Source organism: Desulfobacula sp. (assembly GCF_030145145.1).
In the GTDB taxonomy this organism is placed as follows: domain Bacteria; phylum Desulfobacterota; class Desulfobacteria; order Desulfobacterales; family Desulfobacteraceae; genus Desulfobacula.
The window spans coordinates 40,170-65,253 of the sequence record NZ_JAQYWD010000018.1; the positions used below are offsets into that span (position 1 = coordinate 40,170).

Annotated in this window: 25 protein-coding genes; 7 read left to right on the forward strand and 18 right to left on the reverse strand. The window is 42.7% G+C overall.

Annotated elements, in window-relative coordinates:
* Positions 1-13: 13 nt before the first annotated feature.
* Entirely contained in the window at positions 14-769 is a 756-nt protein-coding gene (locus tag Q1Q15_RS11790; protein WP_300459965.1) for a tetratricopeptide repeat protein, read from the forward strand.
* Position 770: 1 nt separating this feature from the next.
* Here the strand turns inward: Q1Q15_RS11790 and pilQ are convergent, their stop codons facing one another.
* From pilQ to pilM, 5 genes are read right to left on the reverse strand one after another with little or no spacing between them, the layout of a single operon-like run.
* Positions 771-3,095: a type IV pilus secretin PilQ gene (gene pilQ / locus Q1Q15_RS11795; protein WP_300459968.1), complete on the reverse strand. Its 2,325-nt coding sequence runs from the start codon at positions 3,093-3,095 to the stop codon at positions 771-773.
* Position 3,096: 1 nt separating this feature from the next.
* Positions 3,097-3,738 carry a pilus assembly protein PilP gene (locus tag Q1Q15_RS11800; RefSeq protein WP_300459970.1) on the reverse strand — a complete coding sequence of 214 codons (642 nt, stop codon included), beginning with the start codon at positions 3,736-3,738 and terminating at the stop codon, positions 3,097-3,099.
* An 18-nt stretch (positions 3,739-3,756) separates the two neighbouring features.
* On the reverse strand, positions 3,757-4,431 hold the full coding sequence (locus Q1Q15_RS11805; protein WP_300459973.1) for a type 4a pilus biogenesis protein PilO: 675 nt from the start codon (positions 4,429-4,431) through the stop codon (positions 3,757-3,759).
* A complete protein-coding gene (locus Q1Q15_RS11810; RefSeq protein WP_300459975.1) occupies positions 4,382-4,984 on the reverse strand; it encodes a PilN domain-containing protein in 603 nt (200 codons plus the stop codon). Before Q1Q15_RS11810 ends, Q1Q15_RS11805 begins: the two co-directional genes overlap by 50 nt.
* On the reverse strand, positions 4,981-6,039 hold the full coding sequence (pilM, locus tag Q1Q15_RS11815) for a type IV pilus assembly protein PilM (protein ID WP_300459978.1): 1,059 nt from the start codon (positions 6,037-6,039) through the stop codon (positions 4,981-4,983). The genes Q1Q15_RS11810 and pilM overlap by 4 nt, the downstream gene beginning before the upstream one ends.
* A 200-nt stretch (positions 6,040-6,239) precedes the next feature.
* On the opposite strand from pilM, the gene Q1Q15_RS11820 reads away from it, so the two are divergent.
* From Q1Q15_RS11820 to Q1Q15_RS11830, 3 genes are all read left to right on the forward strand, one after another.
* Positions 6,240-7,667, forward strand: coding sequence for an ATP-binding protein (locus Q1Q15_RS11820; RefSeq protein ID WP_300459980.1), 1,428 nt, complete (start codon positions 6,240-6,242; stop codon positions 7,665-7,667).
* Entirely contained in the window at positions 7,668-9,038 is a 1,371-nt protein-coding gene (locus tag Q1Q15_RS11825) for a sigma-54 dependent transcriptional regulator (protein ID WP_300459982.1), read from the forward strand.
* Between the two features lie 212 nt (positions 9,039-9,250).
* Positions 9,251-9,490 (forward strand): hypothetical protein, encoded by a 240-nt coding sequence (locus Q1Q15_RS11830; protein WP_300459985.1) that lies wholly within the window; start codon positions 9,251-9,253, stop codon positions 9,488-9,490.
* A 69-nt stretch (positions 9,491-9,559) separates the two neighbouring features.
* Here Q1Q15_RS11830 and Q1Q15_RS11835 read toward each other — a convergent pair whose 3' ends face one another.
* Genes Q1Q15_RS11835 through Q1Q15_RS11850 form a run of 4 tightly spaced genes read right to left on the reverse strand, consistent with a single transcriptional unit; the run spans position 9,560 to position 13,918 of the window.
* Positions 9,560-10,249: a tetratricopeptide repeat protein gene (locus Q1Q15_RS11835; RefSeq protein ID WP_300459988.1), complete on the reverse strand. Its 690-nt coding sequence runs from the start codon at positions 10,247-10,249 to the stop codon at positions 9,560-9,562.
* Positions 10,250-10,288: 39 nt separating this feature from the next.
* Entirely contained in the window at positions 10,289-10,747 is a 459-nt protein-coding gene (locus Q1Q15_RS11840) for an SH3 domain-containing protein (RefSeq protein ID WP_300459990.1), read from the reverse strand.
* 23 nt (positions 10,748-10,770) lie between these two features.
* Positions 10,771-12,942 carry a ferrous iron transport protein B gene (gene feoB, locus Q1Q15_RS11845; RefSeq protein ID WP_300459993.1) on the reverse strand — a complete coding sequence of 724 codons (2,172 nt, stop codon included), beginning with the start codon at positions 12,940-12,942 and terminating at the stop codon, positions 10,771-10,773.
* Between the two features lies 1 nt (position 12,943).
* Complete coding sequence (locus Q1Q15_RS11850) at positions 12,944-13,918, reverse strand: FeoA domain-containing protein (protein WP_300459995.1); 975 nt, start codon at positions 13,916-13,918, stop codon at positions 12,944-12,946.
* Between the two features lie 241 nt (positions 13,919-14,159).
* Between Q1Q15_RS11850 and Q1Q15_RS11855 the strand changes: the two genes are divergently transcribed.
* Together Q1Q15_RS11855 and Q1Q15_RS11860 are read left to right on the forward strand one after the other, a co-directional pair.
* Positions 14,160-15,185, forward strand: coding sequence for a tRNA-dihydrouridine synthase family protein (locus Q1Q15_RS11855; protein WP_300459998.1), 1,026 nt, complete (start codon positions 14,160-14,162; stop codon positions 15,183-15,185).
* Between the two features lie 4 nt (positions 15,186-15,189).
* Positions 15,190-15,534, forward strand: a complete 345-nt coding sequence (locus Q1Q15_RS11860) for a YkgJ family cysteine cluster protein (protein WP_300460001.1) — start codon at positions 15,190-15,192, stop codon at positions 15,532-15,534.
* Here the strand turns inward: Q1Q15_RS11860 and Q1Q15_RS11865 are convergent, their stop codons facing one another.
* Positions 15,535-15,831 (reverse strand): hypothetical protein, encoded by a 297-nt coding sequence (locus Q1Q15_RS11865; protein WP_300460004.1) that lies wholly within the window; start codon positions 15,829-15,831, stop codon positions 15,535-15,537.
* A 387-nt stretch (positions 15,832-16,218) separates the two neighbouring features.
* Between Q1Q15_RS11865 and yedF the strand changes: the two genes are divergently transcribed.
* On the forward strand, positions 16,219-16,836 hold the full coding sequence (yedF, locus tag Q1Q15_RS11870) for a sulfurtransferase-like selenium metabolism protein YedF (protein ID WP_300460007.1): 618 nt from the start codon (positions 16,219-16,221) through the stop codon (positions 16,834-16,836).
* Positions 16,837-16,912: 76 nt separating this feature from the next.
* On the opposite strand, the gene Q1Q15_RS11875 is transcribed toward yedF, so the two are convergent.
* The 8 genes from Q1Q15_RS11875 to Q1Q15_RS11910 are packed head-to-tail and all read right to left on the reverse strand — an operon-like array spanning position 16,913 to position 24,824.
* Positions 16,913-18,175 (reverse strand): SPOR domain-containing protein, encoded by a 1,263-nt coding sequence (locus Q1Q15_RS11875; protein ID WP_300460009.1) that lies wholly within the window; start codon positions 18,173-18,175, stop codon positions 16,913-16,915.
* Positions 18,172-20,172 carry a PBP1A family penicillin-binding protein gene (locus tag Q1Q15_RS11880; protein WP_300460012.1) on the reverse strand — a complete coding sequence of 667 codons (2,001 nt, stop codon included), beginning with the start codon at positions 20,170-20,172 and terminating at the stop codon, positions 18,172-18,174. The genes Q1Q15_RS11875 and Q1Q15_RS11880 overlap by 4 nt, the downstream gene beginning before the upstream one ends.
* On the reverse strand, positions 20,169-21,044 hold the full coding sequence (locus tag Q1Q15_RS11885; protein WP_300460015.1) for a hypothetical protein: 876 nt from the start codon (positions 21,042-21,044) through the stop codon (positions 20,169-20,171). The genes Q1Q15_RS11880 and Q1Q15_RS11885 overlap by 4 nt, the downstream gene beginning before the upstream one ends.
* Before the next feature lie 25 nt (positions 21,045-21,069).
* Positions 21,070-21,678 carry a zinc-ribbon domain-containing protein gene (locus tag Q1Q15_RS11890; protein ID WP_300460017.1) on the reverse strand — a complete coding sequence of 203 codons (609 nt, stop codon included), beginning with the start codon at positions 21,676-21,678 and terminating at the stop codon, positions 21,070-21,072.
* A gap of 3 nt (positions 21,679-21,681) precedes the next feature.
* Positions 21,682-22,848 carry a PilT/PilU family type 4a pilus ATPase gene (locus Q1Q15_RS11895; protein WP_300460019.1) on the reverse strand — a complete coding sequence of 389 codons (1,167 nt, stop codon included), beginning with the start codon at positions 22,846-22,848 and terminating at the stop codon, positions 21,682-21,684.
* 35 nt (positions 22,849-22,883) lie between these two features.
* Entirely contained in the window at positions 22,884-23,966 is a 1,083-nt protein-coding gene (locus tag Q1Q15_RS11900) for a type IV pilus twitching motility protein PilT (RefSeq protein ID WP_300460020.1), read from the reverse strand.
* Positions 23,967-24,004: 38 nt separating this feature from the next.
* Positions 24,005-24,505 carry a DivIVA domain-containing protein gene (locus tag Q1Q15_RS11905; RefSeq protein ID WP_300460022.1) on the reverse strand — a complete coding sequence of 167 codons (501 nt, stop codon included), beginning with the start codon at positions 24,503-24,505 and terminating at the stop codon, positions 24,005-24,007.
* A 19-nt stretch (positions 24,506-24,524) separates the two neighbouring features.
* Positions 24,525-24,824 carry a YggT family protein gene (locus tag Q1Q15_RS11910; protein ID WP_300460023.1) on the reverse strand — a complete coding sequence of 100 codons (300 nt, stop codon included), beginning with the start codon at positions 24,822-24,824 and terminating at the stop codon, positions 24,525-24,527.
* Positions 24,825-25,084: the final 260 nt, after the last annotated feature.

Below are 25,084 nucleotides of genomic sequence, written 5' to 3' on the forward strand. Positions count from 1 at the left end.
ATGACCACGCTATATGAAACATCCATGTTACCTGCTTTTATGCGTCCTGTTGCTGATATCATGCGCCTCTAAAACCTTGAATTCAGCGCATCAACGGGAAATTGCCTTTGCAACCCAGAGACTGGGCGAGGAATACTATAATGCCGGTAACTATACAGCCGCATTAAAGAATCTGCTTGACGCCCAAAAAGCCCTCCCCAATGATCCCTATCTCCATGACAGTCTGGGGTTGGTCTATTTGGCCAGGCAACGATATGATCTTGCGGAACATCATTTTAAAACGGCCCTAACCCTTAAACCAGACTACATTCTCGCAAAAAACAACCTTGGGGCGACATATCTGAGACAGGAAAAATGGGCACTGGCCATTCAATGCTTTGAAGATATTTCCGGGAACCTTTTATATGCAACACCGGAAGTCCCTCTATCAAATCTGGGATGGGCCTATTTCCATCAAAACATGTTCAAAAAAGCCAAACAGTATTTTATTGAATCCCTTGACATCAGGCCTGATTTTTTAATTGCCCTACACGGACTTGCATCCATTTATATTGAAACCGGTGACTATGCACAGTCCCTGGACTTTCTTCGCCATGAACTGGCAAAAAACCCGGGAGCTGCTATTCTTCATTCTGATCTGGCAAAAACCTATACGGCATTAAAGGATTTTGATAATGCCAAGAAATCCTGGAATGTGGTCCTTAAACTTGTTCCTAACACCTCTTTTCTGGCAAAAGAAGCACAAAAAAACCTCTTTGAACTGGATTAACCTATTGGTTTTTAACAAAACTTCTTTTCTGTTCCAGCTGCACAATGGAGGGCGTCAAGAAGATTAACAGTTCATTCCTTTTGTCTGTATCAATATCGGTTCTAAACAGTCTGCCCAAAATTGGAATCCCTGAAAGAATGGGGGTTCCGGAACTGCTTTTATTATCGGTTGTCTTAACGATGCCACCAATAACGATGGTATCGTTATCGTTCACTAATAACTCGGTCTCTGCCTCATTGGTTGAAAGGGACGGTACCCCATTGGTAATAGAGTCAATATCATTTTTTGTCAAAAAGACATTCATGGAAATTCTTTTATCCGGTGTCACATGGGGGGTGACTTCCAGCAACAAATCAATATTTTTAAATTTAACGGATGAGCCCCCGGTATCATCCCGCTCAAGGTAAGGATATTCAAGCCCCTGTTTTATTTTTGCTTTTTTATTGTCCAAGGTGAGGATTCTGGGGGAAGAGACAACTTTAACATCTCCCTTTGTTTCAGATGCCGCTATTTGTGCATTTAAATTCAAAAAATTAGACCCTAAGATCCGATAAAAATTAAAAGAGCCTGCATTGATGGCTGATGAAATGGGATGATTCAATGCCACGTTGAAATCCCGGTCTCTTCCGACATGGGCCGTTTGAGTTTTTGAAATGCTCAGACCAAGCCCGAGTTCCCGTGAAAAATTCTTTGTCACCTCAACGACCTTTGCTTCAATCATGATTTGCGGGGTCACTTTATCCAGCCGGTAAACAATTTCCCGGGCCTGATCAATTTTTTTCTGGGTATCAGTGATAATGACTGTATTCGTTCGTTTATCCACACTGATAATCCCCCTGTCTTTTGTCAGGATTTGACCGATATGGGGCTTAATATCAGCATCAGCATCTGAATAGTTTATGGAGATATACTCTGTTACCAAGGGTTCAAAGCTTTTCTTCTGGTCCAGCGCTTTTTTTCTTTCAGCAATGGCGTCCTGTAATAATTTTTCATCCTTTTTCAGGGTATCAATGGTGGCAATCCGAATAACATTTCCTTCTGTTTTCTGGCCAAGGTTATTCATTTTCAATACAAGGTCCAACACCTGATCCCAGGGCACAGGATCTTCAAGCGTTAAGGTCACTTTCCCCTTAACATCCTTATCAATGGCAAAATTCAGGCCACCAACACTTCTTAGAATCCTGAAAACATTTTTAATATCGGTTTCATAAAAATCAAGTTTGATTTTTTCGCCGGTATACTTTTTTTGAGACCCAAAAATATCTTGTTCCACGGTTTTCTTTTTTTCTGAATCAGCAAGCGTATTTTCAGACAAGCCTGTGGGTTCTGCTTGAACCTGTCCAGCAAGGGATTGCTCACCACTGATCACGCGTTTCCTTGCTTTAGTGAAGACAGGCGGTTTGACCGTGGAGGGTTCAAAAAACACCGAGAGCATCGTTTGATCCTGAACAACCCGATAGGGAACCTGATCCCGTATCTTCATCTCAATTTTAGCTGTCCGCTCATTTCCGGGAACCTGTATCGGCATTAAATTTTCAACGGCCGATGTAAAATACTGGGTTAAAAGCGGCCGTTTGTGATACTCGGGGATAATGGTACGATACAGATTCAAAGACAATTTATCCTTGCGGTCCTGGGTGATGTCATACTTTACCGGGTGACTTGTTTGAACAACGATATCGGATCTGCCGTTCTCCAGTGAGTTAAACCTGATATCGGTCAGTGTTGCCACCGTATCAGGGATCATTATCTTTTCTTGAGACGTATTGCTTTGCTGTAACGTTTTCGCTTCAACAGATGGTAACGGGCTTGCGATTTCAGCAACGCTGCCAGGAAGTTTTTCAACACCTCCGAAAAGTGCCAGTTTCAACAGGGTATCATTTTCAGTCACATCATAATCGAGATCCTTTTTTAACAAGATCTCAAGCTTCGCAGTGGTTTTCTCTTCATCTGCATACGTTACCGTCAGATCACCAATACGATTGTCTGGGGGCACATTGATGGACAAATGATCCGCAATGGTGGTTTCGGGGAAATAGATGGCAATGCCAAAAGGAAAGGATTGCTTTATGGAGGTGTAGACTAATTTTTGATTTCCTTTAATGCTGACCTCGATGCTTTGGTCCTGTAGTTCAACATCGACAGCCGTAATCTGCCTGACACCTGAAACAGCAACCGGGGTGTCTGATGTTCCGGGCTGCATCTGTTCGGCGGTTTTAACCGTTTCCGTCTTTTGGGCAACACACCCGGTAACCATCCATACCGCTAACAAAAGGCCTGCTATTTTTAATGTACGGCTGAATCTTTGCAGTTGAAAAAAAGGCATTTTACTCCTCATTATCGTTTTTATGAAGTTTTATTTCCTGAACTTGCTCTTTGAGTCTTCCCGCATAATCCTTAATTAGTGCCTTGATCACAATACTATTGTTTTTAATTTCAGATATCCTTCCCTGATTTTTTCCAATATAGGTGCCAATGCCGACCTCATAGCCCTTCCCATTGGCCTCCTCCACCATTGCAATCTGCCGGTCCTTCATGGTAATAACCGCAACCAGACGAATTTGGCTTAACTCGATTTTTTCAAGGGGGGTCAGAATTCTTTTGGGTCTATTATCAACAATGGGGGTGTGTTTTTCAGGTTTTTCCTGGATTAGCGGCCGGAACGGATCTATTTTACCCTGGGAAAGATAATGCGCGTCCTTTTCCTTGTCCACTTTTTGATCTACTGCCTGATGAGTCGGTTTTAAGGCAGACTTCAATTCGGGAAGGGAATTGTTTTTGGGATCTGTGTCTGTCTTTTTATCCCCTTTTTCGGGTTGGTCTTTAACAATGGGTAGGGATATTTTCCCTGAAACGATCTCCGGTGTTGGTGTATTTTTCACGTGGGGTGCCTCATCACACGCAAAGAACAAAAAAGCAAGGCCCCAGGCAACTGTTAATACCATAATTTTTGACTTAACCATCATCATGAAATTTTTAATACATCCCTATTTCTTTTTTCTTTTAGATTTTTTTTTCTTATCTGACGTTGCTTTTTCAACAAACATATAGGTAACGGCCTTACAGCTCATCTCCAATATTTGACCGTCTTTCTTGCTTTTCACATCCACATCATTGATGTTCACAATCCGGTTGAGTCTTGTGATTTGATAGAAAAAATCCGTAATCTGATGATATCGCCCCTCTACCTTAATGGAAACAGGAATTTCTTTATAGAATTCCTTGTTTATTTCCTTGATTGGTTGAAACAAATGGAAGGCCAGGCCTGCATCACTACCTGCTTTGGAGATACCTGTCAGTAAAGCGGGCAGTTCTCTTTTATCTGGAAGTGCTTTCATTGCCAGGTTAAAGGCCTCCTGGGCCTGGGCCATCATTTTTTCATATTTTGAAATTTCTGCCGCTCGTTTTTTAAAGGTTGAAAGTGTCTTTAACTGACTCGCATATTCTTTTTGAACGGTCTTTAATTCACCATGCTTTGGCATAAAAATAAAATAATAATACGCCCCGCCAATGGACACAAATACCACCAGACAAATCAGCATGCGCTGAAGCCTTGTCAGTGCGCCGACTTTTTCAAAAATACCGCTTAACTTTTGTTTTAAATCATCGATTTTATTTTTCCCCTGCTCGTTTTTTGCCTTGTTTTGAATCCTCTTTCTCATCTTCCTTGGGTTTTTCTTTTTTACAAAGCAATTCAAATGATTTTAACATGACATTATCTTTGAACTTTCTCATCTTTGCGGTCTTTAAATCAACTTTGCTAAACAAAGGAGATTTTTCTATTTTTTCCATGAAATCTGCAATGGTGGGGTTGTCAAATGCAATCCCTTTGATCGTGACGTTATCCTTATTGGTTTTAAAACTTTCCAGCCACATTCGTCCGGGAACCATAAGCTCCGTCATACCATCAAACAATATTAATTGTTTGTCTCTCTGCTTTTTCAACACCGATACAATTTCAAGTTTTTCCTTAAGCGCCTTCAGATCTTTCTTGATCTGGGCAACCCGATCGGCTTTTTCTTTATATTTTAAAATTTGGGAATTGACCTGTTTTGTGCGTTCTTTTACCGTTAAGATTTGTTTGTTAATGGTCAGCGTATACCAGAAAAGTGCCACGATCGTTAATACAATCAATAATAAAAACACAGAAATCTGTCTTCTGATATTCTCTTTTTTTCTGGCCACTCTAAAGGGTAAAAGATTAATTTTTATCATTTATCATCCACTCGTCGTAATGCTAGCCCTATGGCTATCGGTGCCAGGGGAGCAGCCTTGGCGATAAAAGAATCTGGAAATTGTTTTTCATTAACAATCAACGCTTCAAATGGATTAATGATGGAAACATCGGCCTCAAGTTCTGACAAAAGACAATCTTTAAATCCATCGATAAAGACCCCTCCCCCACTGAGAACTATTTTTTCAACCCGCTCATCATTGGTTCCGGATTGATAGGTGTTCACCACTTCACATATCTCAGAACACCATGACTGAGCCGTTTTCAAGCTGATTTCCCGTATGCTGTCCTGCCCGACAATATCCTTTAGTTCACCATTCACTGCCTTTTCTGCCTCATCGAGCGTTAATTCAAATCGACTTGCGATCTCTTCCAGAATCTGATTGGTGCCCGATACGGTATCCCTCATCATTAATGATGAATTGGCCTTCAATATATTCAAAGATGTTTTTGATGCCCCGACATCAATGAGCAGTGTTATCTTTTCCCGGCTTTCATAGGGAAGAATTTCATAGGTATTTTGGAGCGCAAATGTATCCACATCAATTATTTTAGGATTCAGCCCGGCCAAATGAATCAAGTCAATATACTCTGCCACAAGATCTCTTTTAACCGCAACCAGCAGCACGTTCATCTGATCTAAAGAAAACTCACTTTCGCCCAGCACTTGATAATCGATATTTACATCATCAATGTCATAGGGAATATATTGTTCAGCTTCAGAAAATATCGTATCATGCAGATCCTTATCCGGGCGACTGGATATATTGATTGTTTTTATGACAACAGAATGCCCCCCTGTCGAAATAGCCACATTTTTCTGACGGATTTTCTGGGATTTGAAAAGCGTTTTAATATCATGGGCAAGCTTTTCCGTATCCATGATCCTGCCTTCAACAATGATACCCGGTGCGATTGGGCTCATCCCAAATTTAGTTAATACTCGCCCTTTACCAGTTACTTTGAGTTCAGCAACTTTAATGGATGAAGAACCAATATCCAGACCGACAAGATGATCTTTTTTCCCAAATATCATACCGTTCCACAATACCTTAAGGTAACATCCATATGTCATAAGACACATAAACAACTTTTCGATTGATCTGTAGCATCAATATGCCCTATACTTTCATATGATATTGCTGTAAAGTCAAGCACTATCATACATTTTTACTTACTGAATAGCAAAAAATAGAATAGGTTGTCAAACTCAAAAACTAAAAAATTATGAAATAAATGTTACAAAAACAAGAAAAACCTTACAGCATCAAACCGTTCAGACTGGTCAAGTTTTTCACCTTCTCCTCCCTTATCATTATGTTCACGGCAACCATTGTCATTTCAGCCCTGAATGCTCACTGGGTAAGGAATATCCTTCTGGAGAAAAGTCAGGAATATGCGTCACTTCTAGTTGAAAATCTGAACCATCAAATCATTTCCAGATTTATGCTGCCGATTTTAGTACAATACGGAGAGATCAGCTTAAGAAAAAAAGAACAATTTCTTCTGATGGACAAGGTTGTCCGCTCTACCCTGCATAGCTTTAATGTTGAGATGGTAACGATTTATGATGAACGGAACATCATCTCCTATAGCTTTGATAATACTAAAATAGGTCAGGAAAATGCCGGCGGTGTGCATTATGAAAAAGCCATGAAAAAAGAAGCAACATCCAGATTATTACAGCATGGAAGCTTTCTGGAACTGCTGTTCTGGTTTCCCCAGGAAACAAAAATCATCACGTTTGCCCCCTTGAGGGCTGAAAAACAGATTTCCCCGGCTTTAGCCGGACCGGTACTGGGTGTTGTTGAAATTGTCCGGGATGTTTCCGATGATTATAAAAAAATATTTGAACTTCAAGGGCTCATTGTTGGGTCCTGTTTTATTGTCATGGGACTCCTTTTTCTGGTGCTTTTGTTTGTTGTTCGCCATGGAGAAAAAATAATTGAACGAAGAGCGGATGAACGACTCAAGCTGGAAGAAAAACTGCATCAGGCAGAACACTTGTCCGCCATTGGTGAAATGACGGCCGGGGTCTCCCATGAAATCAGAAATCCATTGGGAATTATCAAAAGCAGTGCCCAGTTGTTAAAGAAAAAAATGGCCCGGTTGGATGCCGACAGCCATATCCCGGATATCATCGTCGAAGAATCCATCCGCTTAGATAACATTATTACCGATTTCCTGGATTTTGCAAAACCCAAACGCCCTGATCTTCACCCCTGCCGGATTGAAGCACTGATCGAGAAAAACATTGCTTATCTTCTCCCCCAGATAGAAGATAATAGTTTTCACATTATCAAGGAGATATCCAACCATTTACCGGAAATACCGGCGGACAGTGCAATGATGTATCAGGCATTCTTAAATATTTTAATCAATGCCTTTCAGTCCATGAAGCCGAATGGATGGTTGACCATACGCATCACATATGATTCCGGCAGTGTCCGTATTAATTTTATAGACGATGGAGACGGTATTCCTGAAGCGGTTTTAAAAAAAATATGGACACCGTTTTTCACAACAAAAGATACAGGAACAGGCTTGGGTCTGGGTATTGTAAAAAATATGATTGAAGCCCACAATGGCACCATTACCATAACCAACATGGAACCCCGGGGTGCAAACGTGGAGATTACACTTCCAGTTAGGAGACTTGGCTGAATGGAAAACATTCTGATTGTTGATGATGAAAAAAACTATCCCATGATCATCGGAGAACTCCTTCAAGAAGAGGGCTATACCTCCTTGACCGCTTCCAGTGGCATGGAAGCATTGGATATATTGAACACTGAACTGATTGACCTGGTGTTGACCGATGTTAAAATGCCGGGGATGAGTGGCATCCAATTGCTCCAAAAAATTAAAGAGATCAAGCCGGATATCCCCGTGATCATTATGACGGCCTATGGCAGTGTTGAAAAAGCCGTTGAAGCCATGCATATGGGGGCTTACACGTTTATCCTTAAACCCTTTGAGAACCAGGCGTTGATTGCCCATATTGCCAAGGCCATATCCGTCTACAGGATTGTCCAGGAAAACAGCCTCCTCCGGGAAGCCGTTCGCTCACGGTACAGCTTTGATAATATTATCGGAAAAAGCAAACCCATGCAGGAGATTTATGAAATCATAAAAAAAGTAGCCCCTTCAAATGCCAGCGTTCTGATTGAGGGTGAAAGTGGTACCGGAAAAGAACTGGTGGCAAAATCAATCCATTATAACAGCCCGAGAAAAAGCAATCCCCTGGTTGCCGTAAACTGCTCTGCCTTTGCTGAAACACTTTTGGAAAGTGAGTTGTTTGGTCATGAAAAAGGCGCTTTTACAGGGGCCGCCGCCATGAAAAAAGGGCGATTTGAAATCGCAGACAAAGGGAGCCTTTTCCTTGATGAAATTGGTGAATTGCCTATTTCACTCCAGGTTAAATTATTAAGGGTTCTTCAGGAAAAAACGGTTGAACGGGTTGGTGGAACAACGACCATCCCGGTTGATTTTCGTCTGATCGCCGCCACTAACAAAAATCTTGAAGATGAAGTGAAAAAAGGAAGGTTCAGAGAAGATCTCTTTTACAGACTCAATGTTGTCAAAACAATTATCCCCCCGCTTCGAGAACGATCCGAGGACATCCCCCTGCTGGTCAAACATTTTATTGACAAATATACAAAGGACCCGCACTCTGTCAGCACCGTATCCGGAATCAACCCGGAAGCTATCAAGATCCTGTACGACTATCAATGGAAAGGCAATGTAAGGGAACTTGAAAACATAATAGAACGGGCTGTTATTTTCTGCAGCGGCACTAGCATTACCCCGTCCGACCTGCCATTACAGGTTAGACAGAATATGACGTCCACCCTGGATTTGGATGGGATTCCAGAAGGGGTGGGCCTGGCAGAGACGCTGACAGCCGTCGAGAAACGGATGATCCAAAGGGCCATGCGAGTGTCGGGCAATGTACAGACAAAAGCCGCTCAACTTCTGGGAATAGGAAAAAGCGGCTTGAACCAGAAACTAAAAAAATTCAATCTGGACAAATAATTTTATGAACGAAACCCCTTTGGTTCAAAAATATAAACCCTCCTGAAATTTATCATTTTTAATTATACTTTCAATTAGTTAAACACAAATAATATTCAATCTTCCCCCAATAAAGTTCAAAATTTTGAACTTTATTGGGGGAAGATTTCAATTTGACCGCGACAAAAGAAATACAGTAACTTCAGTCCGTCAATAAAAGATCATAATTTCGGATGGTTAAAAAAATTTGGAAAGAAGAACTTTTTTTGAGCATTATGGCAGGAAAATTGCATTATTACTTTCTTACTAACACATTGTTAGTTTTTTCATCTTTTTTTCCTTTTCTTAAAAAGGCTGCTGCGGAAACGTTAAGCAGCCTTTTTAAGTTTATATCTCAACTTTCGGAGTTGGTCATTTTTATATGGGGTCAGGCTTTCTTTATGGCACCTTTTACCCGTCTGGTTATGAAATAGTGATAAAAAGTACCATAAAAAAAGCCTGACCCCGTCGATTAAAGCGAATGTCCGAAAGTTGAGTTTATATCACTTGATTTGCTCAAGTTTACTTTTGGCCATTGGTGTGTACATGGAACTTTCATAGTCTGTTATAATTTTTTCATACATCTTTTTGCTCTCCACCGTATTATTAGCAGTGCCGTACAACATGGCCAGCATATATCTTGCTTCATCCTTTAAAAGAGTTGCATTCCCCTGCTCGATTTGAAGAAAATATTTTTTAGCGTCTTCAAACTCTTTTCTGACAATACAAACCTGCCCCAACGATGCCAAAAGAAAATTTTCCATCCGGGCTTCATTGTTGAAGTCCTCAAGGGCCTCTTTATAATAGTGATAGCTTTGATCAAATTGCGAAGCGTCATAACAGATTTTTGCAAATTTGACCCTGGCCTGGCGCGCGGCAGTTGTATTGGCATAATCTGTAAAAATAGTTTGAAAATCAGTTTTGGTGTCTGCATACCCTTTATCCGGATCATTGGCATCTGCATATTGGGTCAATGCCTGGGTCACAAGGATGGCTGCAGTATTCTCAGCTTTTTGAAAGCTGTACATAATCCCTGAAAAAACCAGTGCCACCAAAAGAACAGCGCCCGCAATCAAGATCAATTGCTTTTTATATTCTTTTGCATAGGCCAGTGTTTTTAAGAGCTTTTCCTGAAAAGGGTCTAATTGTCCCAGCTCCTTTTTTCGTTCATTTGATACGTTTTGATCTGCCATTCTTCCATCCCACCATCAAAATAGTTTAATCGTTAAAAATTACCACACCAGTGTTTTGTAAATCCAGCCAATATCCCCATCAGCATGTTCAATCTTGATCCAGTCTCCATTTCGTTCAAGAACCCTGAAGGGAACACCTGTTTCCACCGTAAATAAAATACGGCTGTTTTTATCCGGTTTAGAGCGGACATTGCATTTATTTTTTATGGTAATCACACTTGTCATCTTTGCTAAAAGAGATTCATGAATCCAGGCCACGTCATTTTCAAAGTCTTTTATTTTATACCAATCTTCTTTCTTTTCAATAATGATAACAGGATGATATTGCTCTACCTGCCATAACACATCGTATTTCGTTCCAGGACCTGACCGCAGATTGGCGATACTGCTTTTAACAGCATACCGTTCCTGTGAAAAGGCTGAACCCGTTACCATCAATACCCCTGCCACAATGACGGTCATCATATGAATGATGCCACGCCTATTCCACCGCTTCATGAAAAGCCTCCGTATTCTTTCTCCTATCCAAAGCCGAACAGTATTCCCATTTTGTATACCAAAAAAGACATGACCCATGCAACCATGGTTGTATATATCAAATTAAACCCAGCCCACTTTGCTGATGTTTCCTTGTAAATCATTACAATAGTGGCAAAACAAGGCACATATAACAAAACAAACACCATCATTGAGAGGGCGGAAAGCGCTGTCATACCCGAATTTTTAAGCGCTTTTTCCAGTGCGTCCCCCTCGTCACTGCCAACACCATATAACACACCCATGGTACTGACAACAACCTCTTTGGCAACAAACCCTGTAACCAGTGCAACACTGGCCTGCCACCCTATGCCAATGGGCTCAAAAAAGGGTTCCAATGCTTTGCCAATCCTGCCGATATAGGATTTAGAGACCCTTTCCTGCTCTTTCTTATTTTTTATCTCTTTTACTTTCAAGATGAATTGCCGGTTTAATTCTGCTGTCTCGGGATCCCCTGCCAACATCATTTGCTGTGAATAATTTGATGTTAAGGCAGTGATGGCTTCATCATAATCCACAGAATAAGAAATTGTTTTTGGAAAACTTGAAAGTGCCCATATAATGATTGAACCGATCAGAATAACCCCGCCCATTTTCTTAAGGAACATTTTGCTTCTCTCCCACATATGGATCAAAAGGCTTTTCAGCATCGGCATTCGATAGGGCGGCAACTCCATAATAAAGGGGGCTTCTTCCCCTTTAAACAAAACAGCCTTTAAAACCCTTCCGGAGACAATAGCAACGACAATACCCGTAAAATACAGGCTGAAGATAATGGTCCCTGCCTTTTCGGCAAAAAAACTGCCCGCCAGGACAATATACACGGGAAGCCTTGCCGAACAAGACATGAATGGTGTCATCAGGATGGTTAAAATCCGGTCTTTTTCACTCTCCAGTGTTCGCGTGGCCATAATCGCAGGCACATTACATCCAAACCCCATTAACATGGGAATAAAAGATTTCCCATGAAGCCCGGAAGTATGCATTACCCTGTCCATCAAAAAAGCCGCCCGTGCCATATATCCGGTATCTTCAAACAGCGCAATGCAGAAAAACAAAATGAGAATATTGGGAAGGAAAATAACAACACTGCCGATACCGGCGACGACACCGTCTAACAGCAGGTCTTTGAACATAGAGGGCGTTAAAATTTTATCAAGACTCTCAGACAGCAGCGAAACTGCCATACCTAACCATTCCATGGGATATGCCCCAAGAGAAAACGTCAGTTGGAACATGGCCCAGATAAAAAAAACAAACACGGGAATTCCAAAAAATTTGTCCGTCAGCACCAGATCAATATTTCGAGACATATCAATCCGCTTAATGGCTGAATTGCTCACTGTCTCTTTTACAATGCCGGCAATAACCCCGTACCGGTCATCGGTCAATACAATCTCAAAATCGTCTTCAAACAAGTCTACAATTCTTTTACGACAGGCTTTTGCTGTCTGAAAAACTTTTGTTGATGCAGATGATGACAGTTCCTGAAATTTGGCTTTAACAATCTTATCATCCTCAAGGATTTTGATGGCCGTCCATCTAAGGACACTTTCGATATTAACTTTGCTCTGGCTGATTTCAGTTTCAACCTTTGAAATGCAGGCCTCAATCTCGTTGCTATACCGGATATCCCGACTTTCCTTGCCTTCATCAAACCGATGTATCTCCCCAACCGCGGCATCAACCAGTTTATCAATCCCCTTGTTTTTATTTCCAATGGTAAAGACAACAGGCAGTCCCAGCAAAAGGGATAATTTTTTTTCATCAATTTTAATCCCTTTTGCTTCTGCCACATCCGCCATATTCAATACAAAGATGGCGGGCCGACCCAGTTCCAGGATCTGAATGGCCAGGAAAAGGCTTCTTTCAAGATTTGAAGCATCAATAATCGCCACGACAATATCCGGGCTCTCATTTAAAATAAAATCCCTGGCGGTAATTTCTTCAATTGAAAAGGGCGTTAAACTGTAAGTTCCGGGAAGATCAACCACTTTCACGTCATAGTCTTTGTGCCGTAACATTCCCTCTTTTTTCTCTACGGTTACGCCCGGCCAGTTGCCCACTTTCTGCCGGGAACCAGTGAGGTTGTTAAATATGGTTGTCTTGCCGCAATTGGGGTTCCCTGCAAGGGCAATGGTCACTTTTTTACTCATATTACCTTTTTCTGTATTTTACATTTTCAACCAGTATATTAGCCGCCTCTTCAACTCGAAGTGATATATGGTATCCTTTGATAACAAGTTCAATGGGGTCTTTCAGGGGGGCGTATTTTTCAACATATATGGTGGATCCCCTGTTAATTCCCATTTCAAGTAATCGACGTCTTAAAATGCTTTCTCCTGAAACCTTTCGGATAATGCCTTCCTGACCGGTTTTCAATTGACTGAGCAATAGAGGGGGCAAAGAGATCTCCCTGGGGGGTGTATCTTCATGAGAGTCAAGCGCTTTTCCTTGATCAAACAATTGAACCGTTATTTTTTCGGCCATGCCCTTTCCTAAAACCAACCGGTTTTCACCTGCAGCAATTACCACCTGCCCCCCAAACCCGCTGGAAACGATTTCGATCAAATCTCCAATTTTAAGCCCCATTGAAGACATTCGCATCTGCATATTTTTGCCCGCATCAACCGCTTTGATAATCAGTTTCTCCCCTTTTTTGGCCTTGTGGAGTTGAACCCGTTCATCGCGATGTGCCATACAATTTGAACAAATACCGTAAATTTCCATTTTATGCTGAAGCATGTGAAACCCATAAGCATCTGCCACTTTATGCTGTAACTTTTCGATGGCCTCGTCCTTAAATTCCAGGATGCTGCCGCATTTTGTACAGACCATGTGGTCATGATGCAATCCAATGTGTCTGTGCTCATATTGGGTTTCTTTGTCATCAAACTCTATTTTGTTTGCAAATCCGAACCGACACAACAGCTCCATACCATTCAATACAAATCCTTCATCCAGCTTGACATCATCCGCTTTAAGCTGGGCCAGGATATCTTTGATGGTGACATGTTTCTCAAGTTTTAAAAATGCTTCCAAAACCTGAAACGTGAGGTTAAACTGCTCAACCCCCTGTTGTTGAAACAATCTTTTAAATTGTTTTTTTTCTTGTTCATGCGTATCGGTCATTGCTTTTATCCCTTTTAAAATAACGCTCTAAGATATTATAGCTGCAGGTTTATGTCAAGCAAATGGCAGCCTTAACCTAGGGCAATCGCATGAAATATTGAACTTTATTCTCGATTCCCCAATGCTCTCTTACAGGTTTTTCATACGATTCCCCTACATCAAAAAAAATAAACCATTGACAAAACTATTTGCCTTTAGGTACTTAAGTCCATTTTAAACCAACACGTTTATCGAATAAACAATGAAGAACCAACCGCTTGACCAATACCTGACCAAAGAATTGATCATCAAAAACAAGACCATTCATAACCGGATGGTACTGGCACCCATGGCAGGTCTTGGTCATATTGCCCTGAGGCAGCTTATCTCGGAATTTGGGGGATTCGGTCTGCTGTTTACCGGAATGTGCAGTGCAAAGGCCGTTCCCCATGAAAATCCCCAGACCTCCCTGGTGTTTAAATGGCGGCAAGAAGAGCTGGACACCCTTGTCTGCCAGATCTTTGGATCTGAACCGGACAGCATGGCCCGGGCATCACAGCGAATCGAAAAAGAAGGATTTTTCGGGGTGGATCTGAATTTCGGATGCTCAGTAGCGGTTATCTGCAAAAAAGGATGCGGGGCTGCTCTTTTAAAAAACCCTGATCTTTCATCCAGAATTGTAAAAGCGGTGAGTAAGGCCGTCTCTATACCCGTTTTTGTCAAATTCAGAACCGGATGGGAAAACACCCCGCAATTGGCCGTTGATATGGCCAGACGGTTTGAGGATGCCGGAGCAGATGCCCTCACCTTTCATCCAAGGGTTGCGCCTGACAGAAGGAGCCGGCCGCCCCAATGGGATACGATCAAGCTCGTCCGGCAGGCGGTTTCCATCCCCGTATTTGGCAATGGAAACCTTTTCCACCCAGACGATGGGGTCAAAATGATCCGGCAAACATCTTGTCAGGGATTGTCTGTCGGCCGGATGGCCGTTGCAAGGCCCTGGCTGTTTGCTCAGTGGACAAAAGGATTTACCCCGGGCAATGATATCTTTTTGACCGCGGCCCTGCGACTGACACACATCCTCCAGGATCATTATGATGATCCGTTTGCCGTCAAGTTGTTTAAAAAATTTTCCCCTTACTTTTGTGCAAATTTTAAATTCGGGCATCAGATTTTAAAACAACTGGTCCAGGCCCACACCATGGCGGAAATCAGAAACAACCTTGATTCAATTTTTGAATCCGATCCTGAAATCCTTTCAAGACCCAATCTCAATTTATTCGCTTAACCCCATGAACCGTCCTGACCTGTCACAATTTAAATGTCTTGGATGTGGTGCCTGTTGCCGCCAGGACGGATATGTCAGACTGAAAAAAAATGAGCCGGACATCATTGCCGCATTCTTGAATATGGATATTTATCTGTTTATTGAAACCTTTACGATCCTGACGAAAGACAGGCAAGCCCTTTCCTTGATAGAAAAAAAGAATGGGGAGTGTATTTTTCTAACGCCCCAGGGGTGCCGCATCAATGACGTAAAGCCCGAGCAATGCCTTGAATTTCCATTTGTCTGGAAATTCAAGGACTTTCAAAAAATTTGTGCCTGGGCAAAAAAAGAATTAAAAAAGAATCGATGACTACAACCCCAGTATCTGTAACCCCTCTTCAAGCTCAAAGTAAGGCTTGAGGTCATACTTATACCCCGGCACGCCAAAATAAATGGCCAGGCTTTCACCAATGACCTTTAACCCTTCAGCCAGCCTGTCGTTATCCAACTCATAAAACGTGATGGAGTTCATGCCCCCGGTTTTGCTGGCAGAAACATAGGGGCCTTTTTTAATCAGGAATTCCGGCAAAACAGGGGCCTTCAGATATCGTTTTGCAATTTCTTTTGTACTTTCAGGGGGATAAGTGACATTGGAAATAATGACCATGGTTGTCTCCTTTTTGTTAATATTTTTATTGACGTTAATCCCTCAACTTTCGGACTTTAGCTTTAATCGACGGGGTCAGGCTTTTTTTATTGTACTTTTTATCACTATTACATAACCAGACGGGTAAAAAGTGCCATAAGGAAAGCCTGACCCCATGTAAAAATGACCAACTCCGAAAGTTGAGTGAATAAAGTAAAAGTATGGTCATATAAGGCCGTGGCTGTCAAATCTTTTTAACGCCAGGATGCAAACACACAAACCGGAACAGATGCAATATCATCATTTCCAATGACAATTTGAATGCGTATTGAATATTGCGATTTGACTCAGGATGAAAGCCTTATTAAAATTAGGGGGTGTATAACTTGAAAGGAAAAAACAGGAAAAATGATAAAAACAATTGACTGCAGAACATTGGATTGTCCGGCACCTGTGCTGAAAACAAAAAAATTTCTGGAACAAAAAGACGTGAATGCCCTTGAGATCCTTGTGGATAATGATGCGGCCGCAGAAAATGTGAGCCGGTTCTTAAATTTCCAGGGATTTGACGTCTCTGTGACGTCTGACGGCATCACGTCCACCGTATCCGGTCGAAGAGACGCTGAGACAGCCAAACCGCCGGACGAAACAGACCCAAAGGCGGATAAGAAAAAAGAGGACCCCGACCGTCAAAAAATTTTAGTCATCCTTTCCTCACAGCAGATTGGCAAAGGCGATGACGACCTGGGTCAAAAGTTGATGATCAATTTTGTCAAAACGCTGAAAGAGATGGGCAATGATCTCTGGCGCCTGGTTCTTTTAAATCACGGGGTAAAATTTTCCACCAGAGACTCCACCATCTTTGAAGACCTCAAAGACCTTGAAGCGTCCGGGATAAGCATCCTTGTATGCGGGGCATGCCTGACACACCTTGAATTAATGGACCATAAGGTCATTGGAGAAACAACCAATATGCTGGACGTCGTGACATCAATGCAGTTAGCCGATAAAGTCATCCAGTTGTAATCGGATAAAAAATGGTACACCTTCGGCCTGTTTGACGGTTAGCCCATTCAACATCCGGGCTTTTTTAGCGTGACCCTTACTTGTTGTTGACAAAAAAGTCGTCAATAATATGGTCTTGCTTTAGTTTTCGTCCGTAATCTTCTGCACTCTTTTTATCTGTAAATTCGGAAACACGGACCACAAACCAGGTCTTTCCACCACCAGCCACTTTTTTGATGATGGCATCAATCCCCTTTTTTTTCAAGCTGTCAACATACCTGTCGGCATGTTTCTGATTCAAATAAGCGGATACCTGTATCGTAAAGGGTTTGGGGACTTGAATCTGAATGTTTACGGGTGCTGTTTCCACTGGTCTGGCTTTAAACAAATGAGACAGGGTCGTGATCATGAAACACAAAAGCCCCACAGAAACAATGCCGGAAAAACAGATTTTCAAATAAAATGGTCCCTTTTCATGCGCTTTTATATAGGCAACCCCCTTGACCACCAATCCGATAAAAAGGCTTAAAACAGATCCCATTAGGGCAATTAATTGTTTCAGCGAAGAAACGGTTTTTTTGGTAATATCGGGTATCTTTTTTCCATTTACACTCTTTTTTCGGGGAGGGGGGATCGGCTGGGAAAAGGAGACATCCTTTTTAAAGGGGAGATCAGGCTTGCCAATGCTGTCTTCAATTTTCTGTGAATATTGTTTTTCAAATACAGGCTCTTTTTGTAAATGGTGGTAGAGTTTTTTTGCTGTAAAATCCTTTCTTTCCAATCCAAGAAAAATATCCGCCATCAAGGCGGACAACACGGGGTTGGCAAACTGCTTTTCAGCCAGAAGAGACAACACTTCCTGGTCTAAAGCGCTCACCCGGGCTGATTTTTGAATTTGTTTCAGCCACAATTCTGCAATATCAACATCCTGTGGATTCATTTTCAAATAAACCGCTGTGGCCAATTTAAAATTTTGATTTTCACTGGCAGTGTTCAATTGAAACCGTGCAATGGTCCCGGATATGTTATGCGCCATTTTTTTCCAAAAAAAGGGCCACAGCAGAAAGGTATCATAAATTCTTAACGCATTAATATAATTTTTTTCAGCTTTATTATTGATCCCTGACCGTTCCCAGACCTGGCCTTCCTTGATCAGGCGGCTGAGGACTCTTTTTGCCATCCGGTCCGTTAACACCCCGATGAACACCATCACACCACCGCAGATGATAATCCCGGTGATCAAAGGATTGATCCCTGCAAAAAAACCGGCAAGGCCCGGTAGCAGATAAAAACAAAGCGGTATGGCCACCAGTGCTGAGACCCACAGATGAACACTGATATGTCGTAAAATACAGATCATTGCTCCCCATCTTTGCACACGCGTTGTTCCTTTTTTAAGGCAACGACTAAACCGTCTTGACGCTCATTTTCCCCTGACAGCTGACACCCTGTTGTGGTATCCACCATTTCAAACCGGATCGTGTCTGGAATGGGGAAATCCCTTTCAGGATCAGCGTTTAGTGCATTCATCATAAAATCACCCCAGATCGGGGCAGCAATATTACCCCCTGTAATCCCCACCCGGTTGCTGTCAACCATTTTTTTTTGGGTGTCGAAACCGGTCCAGACTGATGTGCAGAGTGTCGGTGTAAACCCTGTGAACCAGGCATCATTGTAAGCGTCCGTGGTGCCGGTTTTCCCTGCAGCAGGCCGGCTGAATCCTTGTTGCCGGATGGATTGCCCGGACCCCCTTTCAATGACGGATTTCATCATATCCACTACCTGGTAAGTGGTCGACGCATCCAGCACCCTTTTTTCCTGAACAATATGTTCAAAAATTATCCTGCCAAACGCATCCTCCACTCGCCAGAAAAAAAAGGGATCATGCATGACCCCAAGGGTGGCAAAAACCGAATACGCGGAAGCCATTTCAAAAGGCGTCACACTGGACGTCCCCAGAGCAACAGAATAAACAGCCTGTAATGGACTTCTAATACCACAGGCGTTGGCAATTCTGATCACCGCATCAGGACCGGTTTTTTCCACTAGTTGAGCGGCAATCGTATTCACAGAGTAAGTTAGCGCCTTTTTTAAAACCATGTCGCCTGAAAATCGCTTTTCAAAATTCTGCGGTTTCCAGTCTGCCGCCCCCCTTACCGGAATCCTGACAGGTTTGTCTGTCAGGATGGTGGCCGGATGAAATCCCAGATCTTTAAATGCAGCATAATACAAGAAGGGCTTAAACCCACTCCCCGGTTGTCGCCTGCTTTTTATGGCCCGGTTAAATTCGCTCGTGTAATAGTCCCTTCCACCGACCATGGCTTTCACGGCCCCGGATCCCGTATCGATTGCCACCAGTGCTCCCTGGGGATGATCAGTCTGCTCTTTGGTGATACCCATCATGGCATCCAACCTTTCAAGGCCGGTTACCATGGACTGCCGGGCATACGCCTGAAGTCTTGTATCCAGAGTAGCTGACACCTTGATACCCCCATGGTACACCACATCTTCTCCATACTTTTGGATCAATTCCTTGATCAATACGTCCAGAAAATAGCTGCCGGTTCTTGAATCCGATTGTTCATGATACAATTCAGGTCTGGTCAACAGGGTCTGCCGGACTTCAAGATCGGATATAAATCCGACCTGCGCCATTCTTTTCAAAACAACCTCCCGACGTTTTAATGCCCGGTCATAATGCCGGTAGGGATTATAACGTGTGGGAGATTTGGGTAGTCCAGCCAGAAGCGTTGCCTCGGCCAAGTTTAAGTCAAGTGCTGATTTGCCGAAAAACACTCTGGCAGCCTTTTCAATACCCTGGGCACCGGCACCAAAATGAATCTGGTTGATATAGGCCTGTAAAATTTCTTGCTTGGTATTGCTAGCCTCAATCTGAAGCGCCACAAGCAACTCTTTGAATTTGCGGTCATAGGTTTTTTCAAAACTGAAAAAAAGATTTTTAGCCAGCTGCTGGGTAATAGTAGATGCGCCCTGTACTTTTCCGGAATGAAAAAACGTCACATAAAGCCCTTTTAAGATTCTTAACTTATTGAGCCCGTGATGCTCAAAAAACCGATGATCTTCCGTGGCAATAATCGCATTGATAAACGCTTTGGACACCCGGTTTAAATGGATGGGTTTTCTTTCTCCAAGGGTGATCAATACCTGTCCGTTTGCCGCAAAAATTTGCGTTTGTGGCGTTTCAATAATCCGGCTTAACGGTGAGGGCAGTTTGGGGAGATCTTTTGTTACATAAAACACCAGAAACATCCCGGTAAGACTTCCCAGGGAAACAAGGAAAAGGCTTAAAAACAGGCAGAACCGGACCATTTTCATGCTGCGGAAAAAGAAGTTCAATCCTTATTTCTCCTGATGTTCAGGCTCAGTTGCCACACCGCCCATTCACGACCTTTTACAAAAACGATCTGTTTGACACCGGCTTGTTCAAATTCAAATCCAAGTTTAATATAACCATTCTTCGCCTCATTCCAGATACCAACGCCGGTAATCTTTCCCTCCTGTCGGAGCAACGCTTTTGGATTGGCAATCAAATCCGGTATAATATCCCCGGGCAGCTCAAACAACGCGTTAAAAAAATTCTGGGGGGAATAAATACGTCCCTGGAATCCATCCATATCCACGAGCTTTCCGGCGAGCGGTTTTTCACCGTTTTCAATCTCAACAAGGTCTTCTTTTTTAAGATCCACCTGTTGAATTACCCTGTTTTCAGAATCGATAAAATAGACCTTGATACCCTCCAGACTCCCTTCACAAAAGATCCTGTCAAGGGTACTGCCATTCAACAACCATACCAGTTGGACGGGATCCATAATCTTTACCGCCATTGATTTTTCAAGGGCCATATAGAGTGTTTTAAACTGCTGTTTTTCCAATGTAACCCACTCGCCCGGCAACAGACTTGAGGAAAGGTCAATAAAAGAGGCTGCCTGATGAGCGATTTGCCGGGTATCCTCTCGTTTATTGATAATTTGATTCAGGTATTCCTGGGCATTGGCGGTTTGCTTTCCTGCTTCCCAGATAGCCCCTGTTTCTGGACGAGAATCGTTTGTTGACTCCAGATAACCACCCACAAGCGTTTCAAACCAGTCAAACCTGAATTCAGAAAAAACAACCGTTGCCGTCAACATAAAAACGGCAATGTTCAGAAAAGAAAAGGCCCGTCTCATCCACTCAGAAAATATTAGCGGTTCATACCATTGCCGGATCATAAAAAATCTTGTAGCAACCTTTCCGTTAAGCTTTTCCGGTCAATTTCAGGGAATCATTATAGACCGTATAAAAATTTTTATGTTTCGCTAAGACCTTGGACAAGAATGGTTCCAGATGAAGGATATCATCCGGATGAAGGATATAGTTCACACTGAAATGCAGGGCGGCCATGTCATCATTTGTATTGAATTTGCTGGTGATTAAAACAAGGCAAATCTTCCGTCTTAAGGACATATCAATGGTATTCATCCTGTCAACGATTCTCGGCACCCCTTTGTTCTGATCAAAAGCCGCATCCATAATCACCAGATGATAAATGTGGTATTCCATTTTATCTAATGCGCGGTTGGAATCGGACGCTGTTTCCACATTCAATCCCATCTGACCAATAATCGAGACGGCTTTATTTTTCACATCCCTGCCATCGATACAGACAAGGGCATTCAGACGCTCTTTAAAGGAAAGCGGAAACGGTTGGATTGCTTTTTCCCCGACAGATGGTTGCTGCTGCACAGCTGGAATGGGTATCTTTTCTTTGCATTGGGGGCATTTAAGAAGCGAGGCTTTATCCCTGGGAACTTTGTGATCCGGAATCGTAAACTTTGCATGACAATTATGACAGATGATGTTCATGGGTTAACCTCTCCCTTTATATCCACGATCAATTTCCAATGAATCTATCTTTGTCGTGGTCTCGCCCCGGGCGCTTTTAATGGCGTCAAGGCCTCTGCCGACAATGTCCTTTCTTGACGCATAGGACGATGCAATATCCTCACTTATTTTTCCGGTTTCATAAAGAGAAATGATATAGTCATCAAACGTTACCATATCCTGAGACTTGCCGGATGTAATGATCTGATTGAATGTCTTGCCCTCGGATTCTCCATTAAGGATGGAATCTTTTACCCGTAAATTTGTGCCCATAATTTCAAAGGCCGCCACCCGACCACCACCGATTTGTGGCAATAGTCGCTGGGCCACAACCCACCGGATGGTATCTGCCAGTCGGATTCTGATCTGTTTTTCTTCTTCCGAGGAAAACATCCCCAAAACGCGATTAATGGTTTGGCCGGCATCTACCGTGTGTAATGTTGACAGAACAAGGTGACCTGTTTCAGCAGCAGAAAGCCCTATTTCAACGGTTTCCCTGTCTCGCATCTCCCCCACCAGGATGACTTTAGGTGCCTGCCGCAACGCGGCTCTCAACCCATTTGCAAAGGTATCAAAATCCGCGCCGAGTTCCCGCTGGTTAAAGGTAGATTTTTTCTGGGGATGTTGATATTCAATGGGATCTTCTAACGTGATCACATGAACAGACTTTGTTTCATTAATTTTATCCAGCAATGCTGCAAGGGAGGTTGATTTCCCGGAACCTGTGGCACCGGTAACAAACACAATACCGTTTTTCTCTTCTGCCATGGTACGGAATGCTTTGGGCAGCTTCAGCTCTTCAATGGTGGGAATTTTTGTTTCAAGTTTCCTGAGAATAATGGAATATTTGCTTGATCTTGAAAAGATATTCACCCTGAAACGCGCCTTATCCCCCAACTGATAGGAAAGATCACAAGATCCTTCCCGGATAAGCGTCTCCGTTAATTTCCGATTGTTATTAATCAAATTCAATGCAATGATTTCAGTTTGAAAGGCTGTCAGCACTTTAAAATCCGGGTCTATGCTTACCGGAACCAATTCACCGGAACTCTCAACCTGCAGCGGTTTACCCGGTGTAAAATTCAAGTCTGAAACCATGTCATGGGAATTGAGCATTTTGGAAAGGATATGGTCAATCTGTTGTTTTGTCATGACGTCTTTCTCTTGGTTTTGATCTAAAAGCTGTTTTAGGCTTCTGTAAAATCCGCTGGCGGGGTCTTCAGGAAGGGCCTGAACAAGGATTTATTATTGGCCTTGCCATATGCTTCATCAGGACTGATCCATCCTTTTTTATACAATTGCATGATGGCATCATCCAGCAGTTGCATCCCATATTGCTTCCCCGTTTGAATCATGGAGGGTACCTGGTGCGTTTTGGCTTCCCGTATAAGATTACGCACCGCAGGGGTTGCCACCAGAATTTCCATGGCCGCACACCGCCCTTTTTTATCAATTCGTTTGAACAATGTCTGGGCCACGACCGCGCGAAGACCATCCGACAATGTGGACCGGATCTGGGCCTGTTCAGTGGAAGGGAACACTTCGATTATTCTGTCAACGGTTTTAGCGGCACTGGAGGTATGCAGGGTACCAAACACCAGATGCCCAGTGGAGGCGGCTTCTATGGCCAGAGAAATCGTTTCAAGATCCCTTAACTCGCCCACGAGAATAATATCCGGATCTTCACGCAACGCCCCCCTTAATGCCGATGAAAACGTCTGTGTGTGTAATCCCACCTCCCGATGATTCACAATACAGTTCTGGCTTCTATGCACGAACTCAATGGGATCTTCCACGGTGATAATATGGTCTTTTCTGTTTCTGTTGGCCTGATCGATAATAGCGGCCAAAGTGGTTGATTTACCCGAACCGGTTGGCCCTGTCACCAGGACAAGTCCCCGGGGCAGATCGGCCAGTTTTGAAATAACTGGCGGAAGCCCCAGCTGTTCTGCCGTCAGTATTTCAGACGGGATCTCACGGAAAACAGCAGAAATCCCATTTTTTTGCATAAAATAGTTGGCCCTGTACCTGGCCAGCCCTGGGATTTCATAACCAAAATCCACATCTCCGGTCTCTTCAAAAACCTTGATCTTCTCCTGGGAAGTTATTTCATATAAAAGACCCCTGAGTTTATCACTGGTCAGGGTTTCATATTTTATCCGTTCAATATCGCCATGAAGCCGTAAAGCCGGCTGCTGTCCCGAAGCCAGGTGGAGGTCAGACGCTCCCTGGTCATGCATCAGCTTAAAAAACGCATCAATTTCAGCCATTTCCCATACCCTTTTCGTGAATCATTACGATCACAACGTTATGCTTGTTTCATAAATTTTAAAGTAGAATCGGTTTCGTCAGCCGCTTGGTTTTCTTCTTTTGTCATCTCAAGCAGTCTTGAGTGGGATTCGATGACAGCGCTGATTTGCATTTCAAGTTGAATTCGCTGACGTTTCAACTCAATAATATCACTATGGAGTTGTGAAAGCCGGTTATGCGCTCTACTCAAAATTTTTTCGGCTTCAACTTCAGCATTGGCAATGATCACCTGGGAAGATTTCTTGGCATTTTCCTTCATTTGATCCAAAACTGTCTGGGCCTTGATCATGGCATTTCTCATCGCGTTTTCTCTTTTTCTATACCCTTGATTCTCCAGGGTCAACCGATGATTTTCCTCATGCTTCCGTTGAATGGTCTGATTCAGGTGATCCAGCTCTCTGGCTACCTCTTCAAGAAAATAATCCACTTCCTGAACATCAAATCCTCTGAATTTTGTCGCAAACTCTTTTTGTTTTACAACCAGTGGTGTTATGCCCATAAAAAACCCTTTCTTTTTGTTAAGCGATTGTTCGTGCCAACCCGTGAAGGCTGTTCACAACAAATGTCTGAAGAAAAAGGATAGCTAAAATTACGATAACAGGAGATATATCCAGACCGCCAAAATTAACGGGCAGTCTCTTTCTGATTTGATAAAAAACCGGCTCGGTTGCCGTATTGATAAATCGTACAATTGGGTTGTAAGGGTCAGGGTTCACCCATGACAGAACAGCCCCTGCTAAAACGATCCACATGTAAAACGTCAAGGCATAGTCCAGAACAACGGCTATGGCTTCAAAAAAATTGGCTAATATGATCATTTGTTCCCTTTTTTTTCAATGAGTCCGTAACTTTCACTATCCTGATTAACGCTAAACCGTACGAAAAGTCAAGTTTTTTTAACCGCTTAGCCGCCTTAAATCTTCATATTTTCTGGTTGACATCCCGATAATAAATGTAATAATCAAAAGGGTTAACCAATTTAAATCATATCAATTATCGGGTGTTCCTATACTTAATTCCTGAAATATGATATAGATGAATACGATACAAACATATATACAAATAGGATTTATGCGAT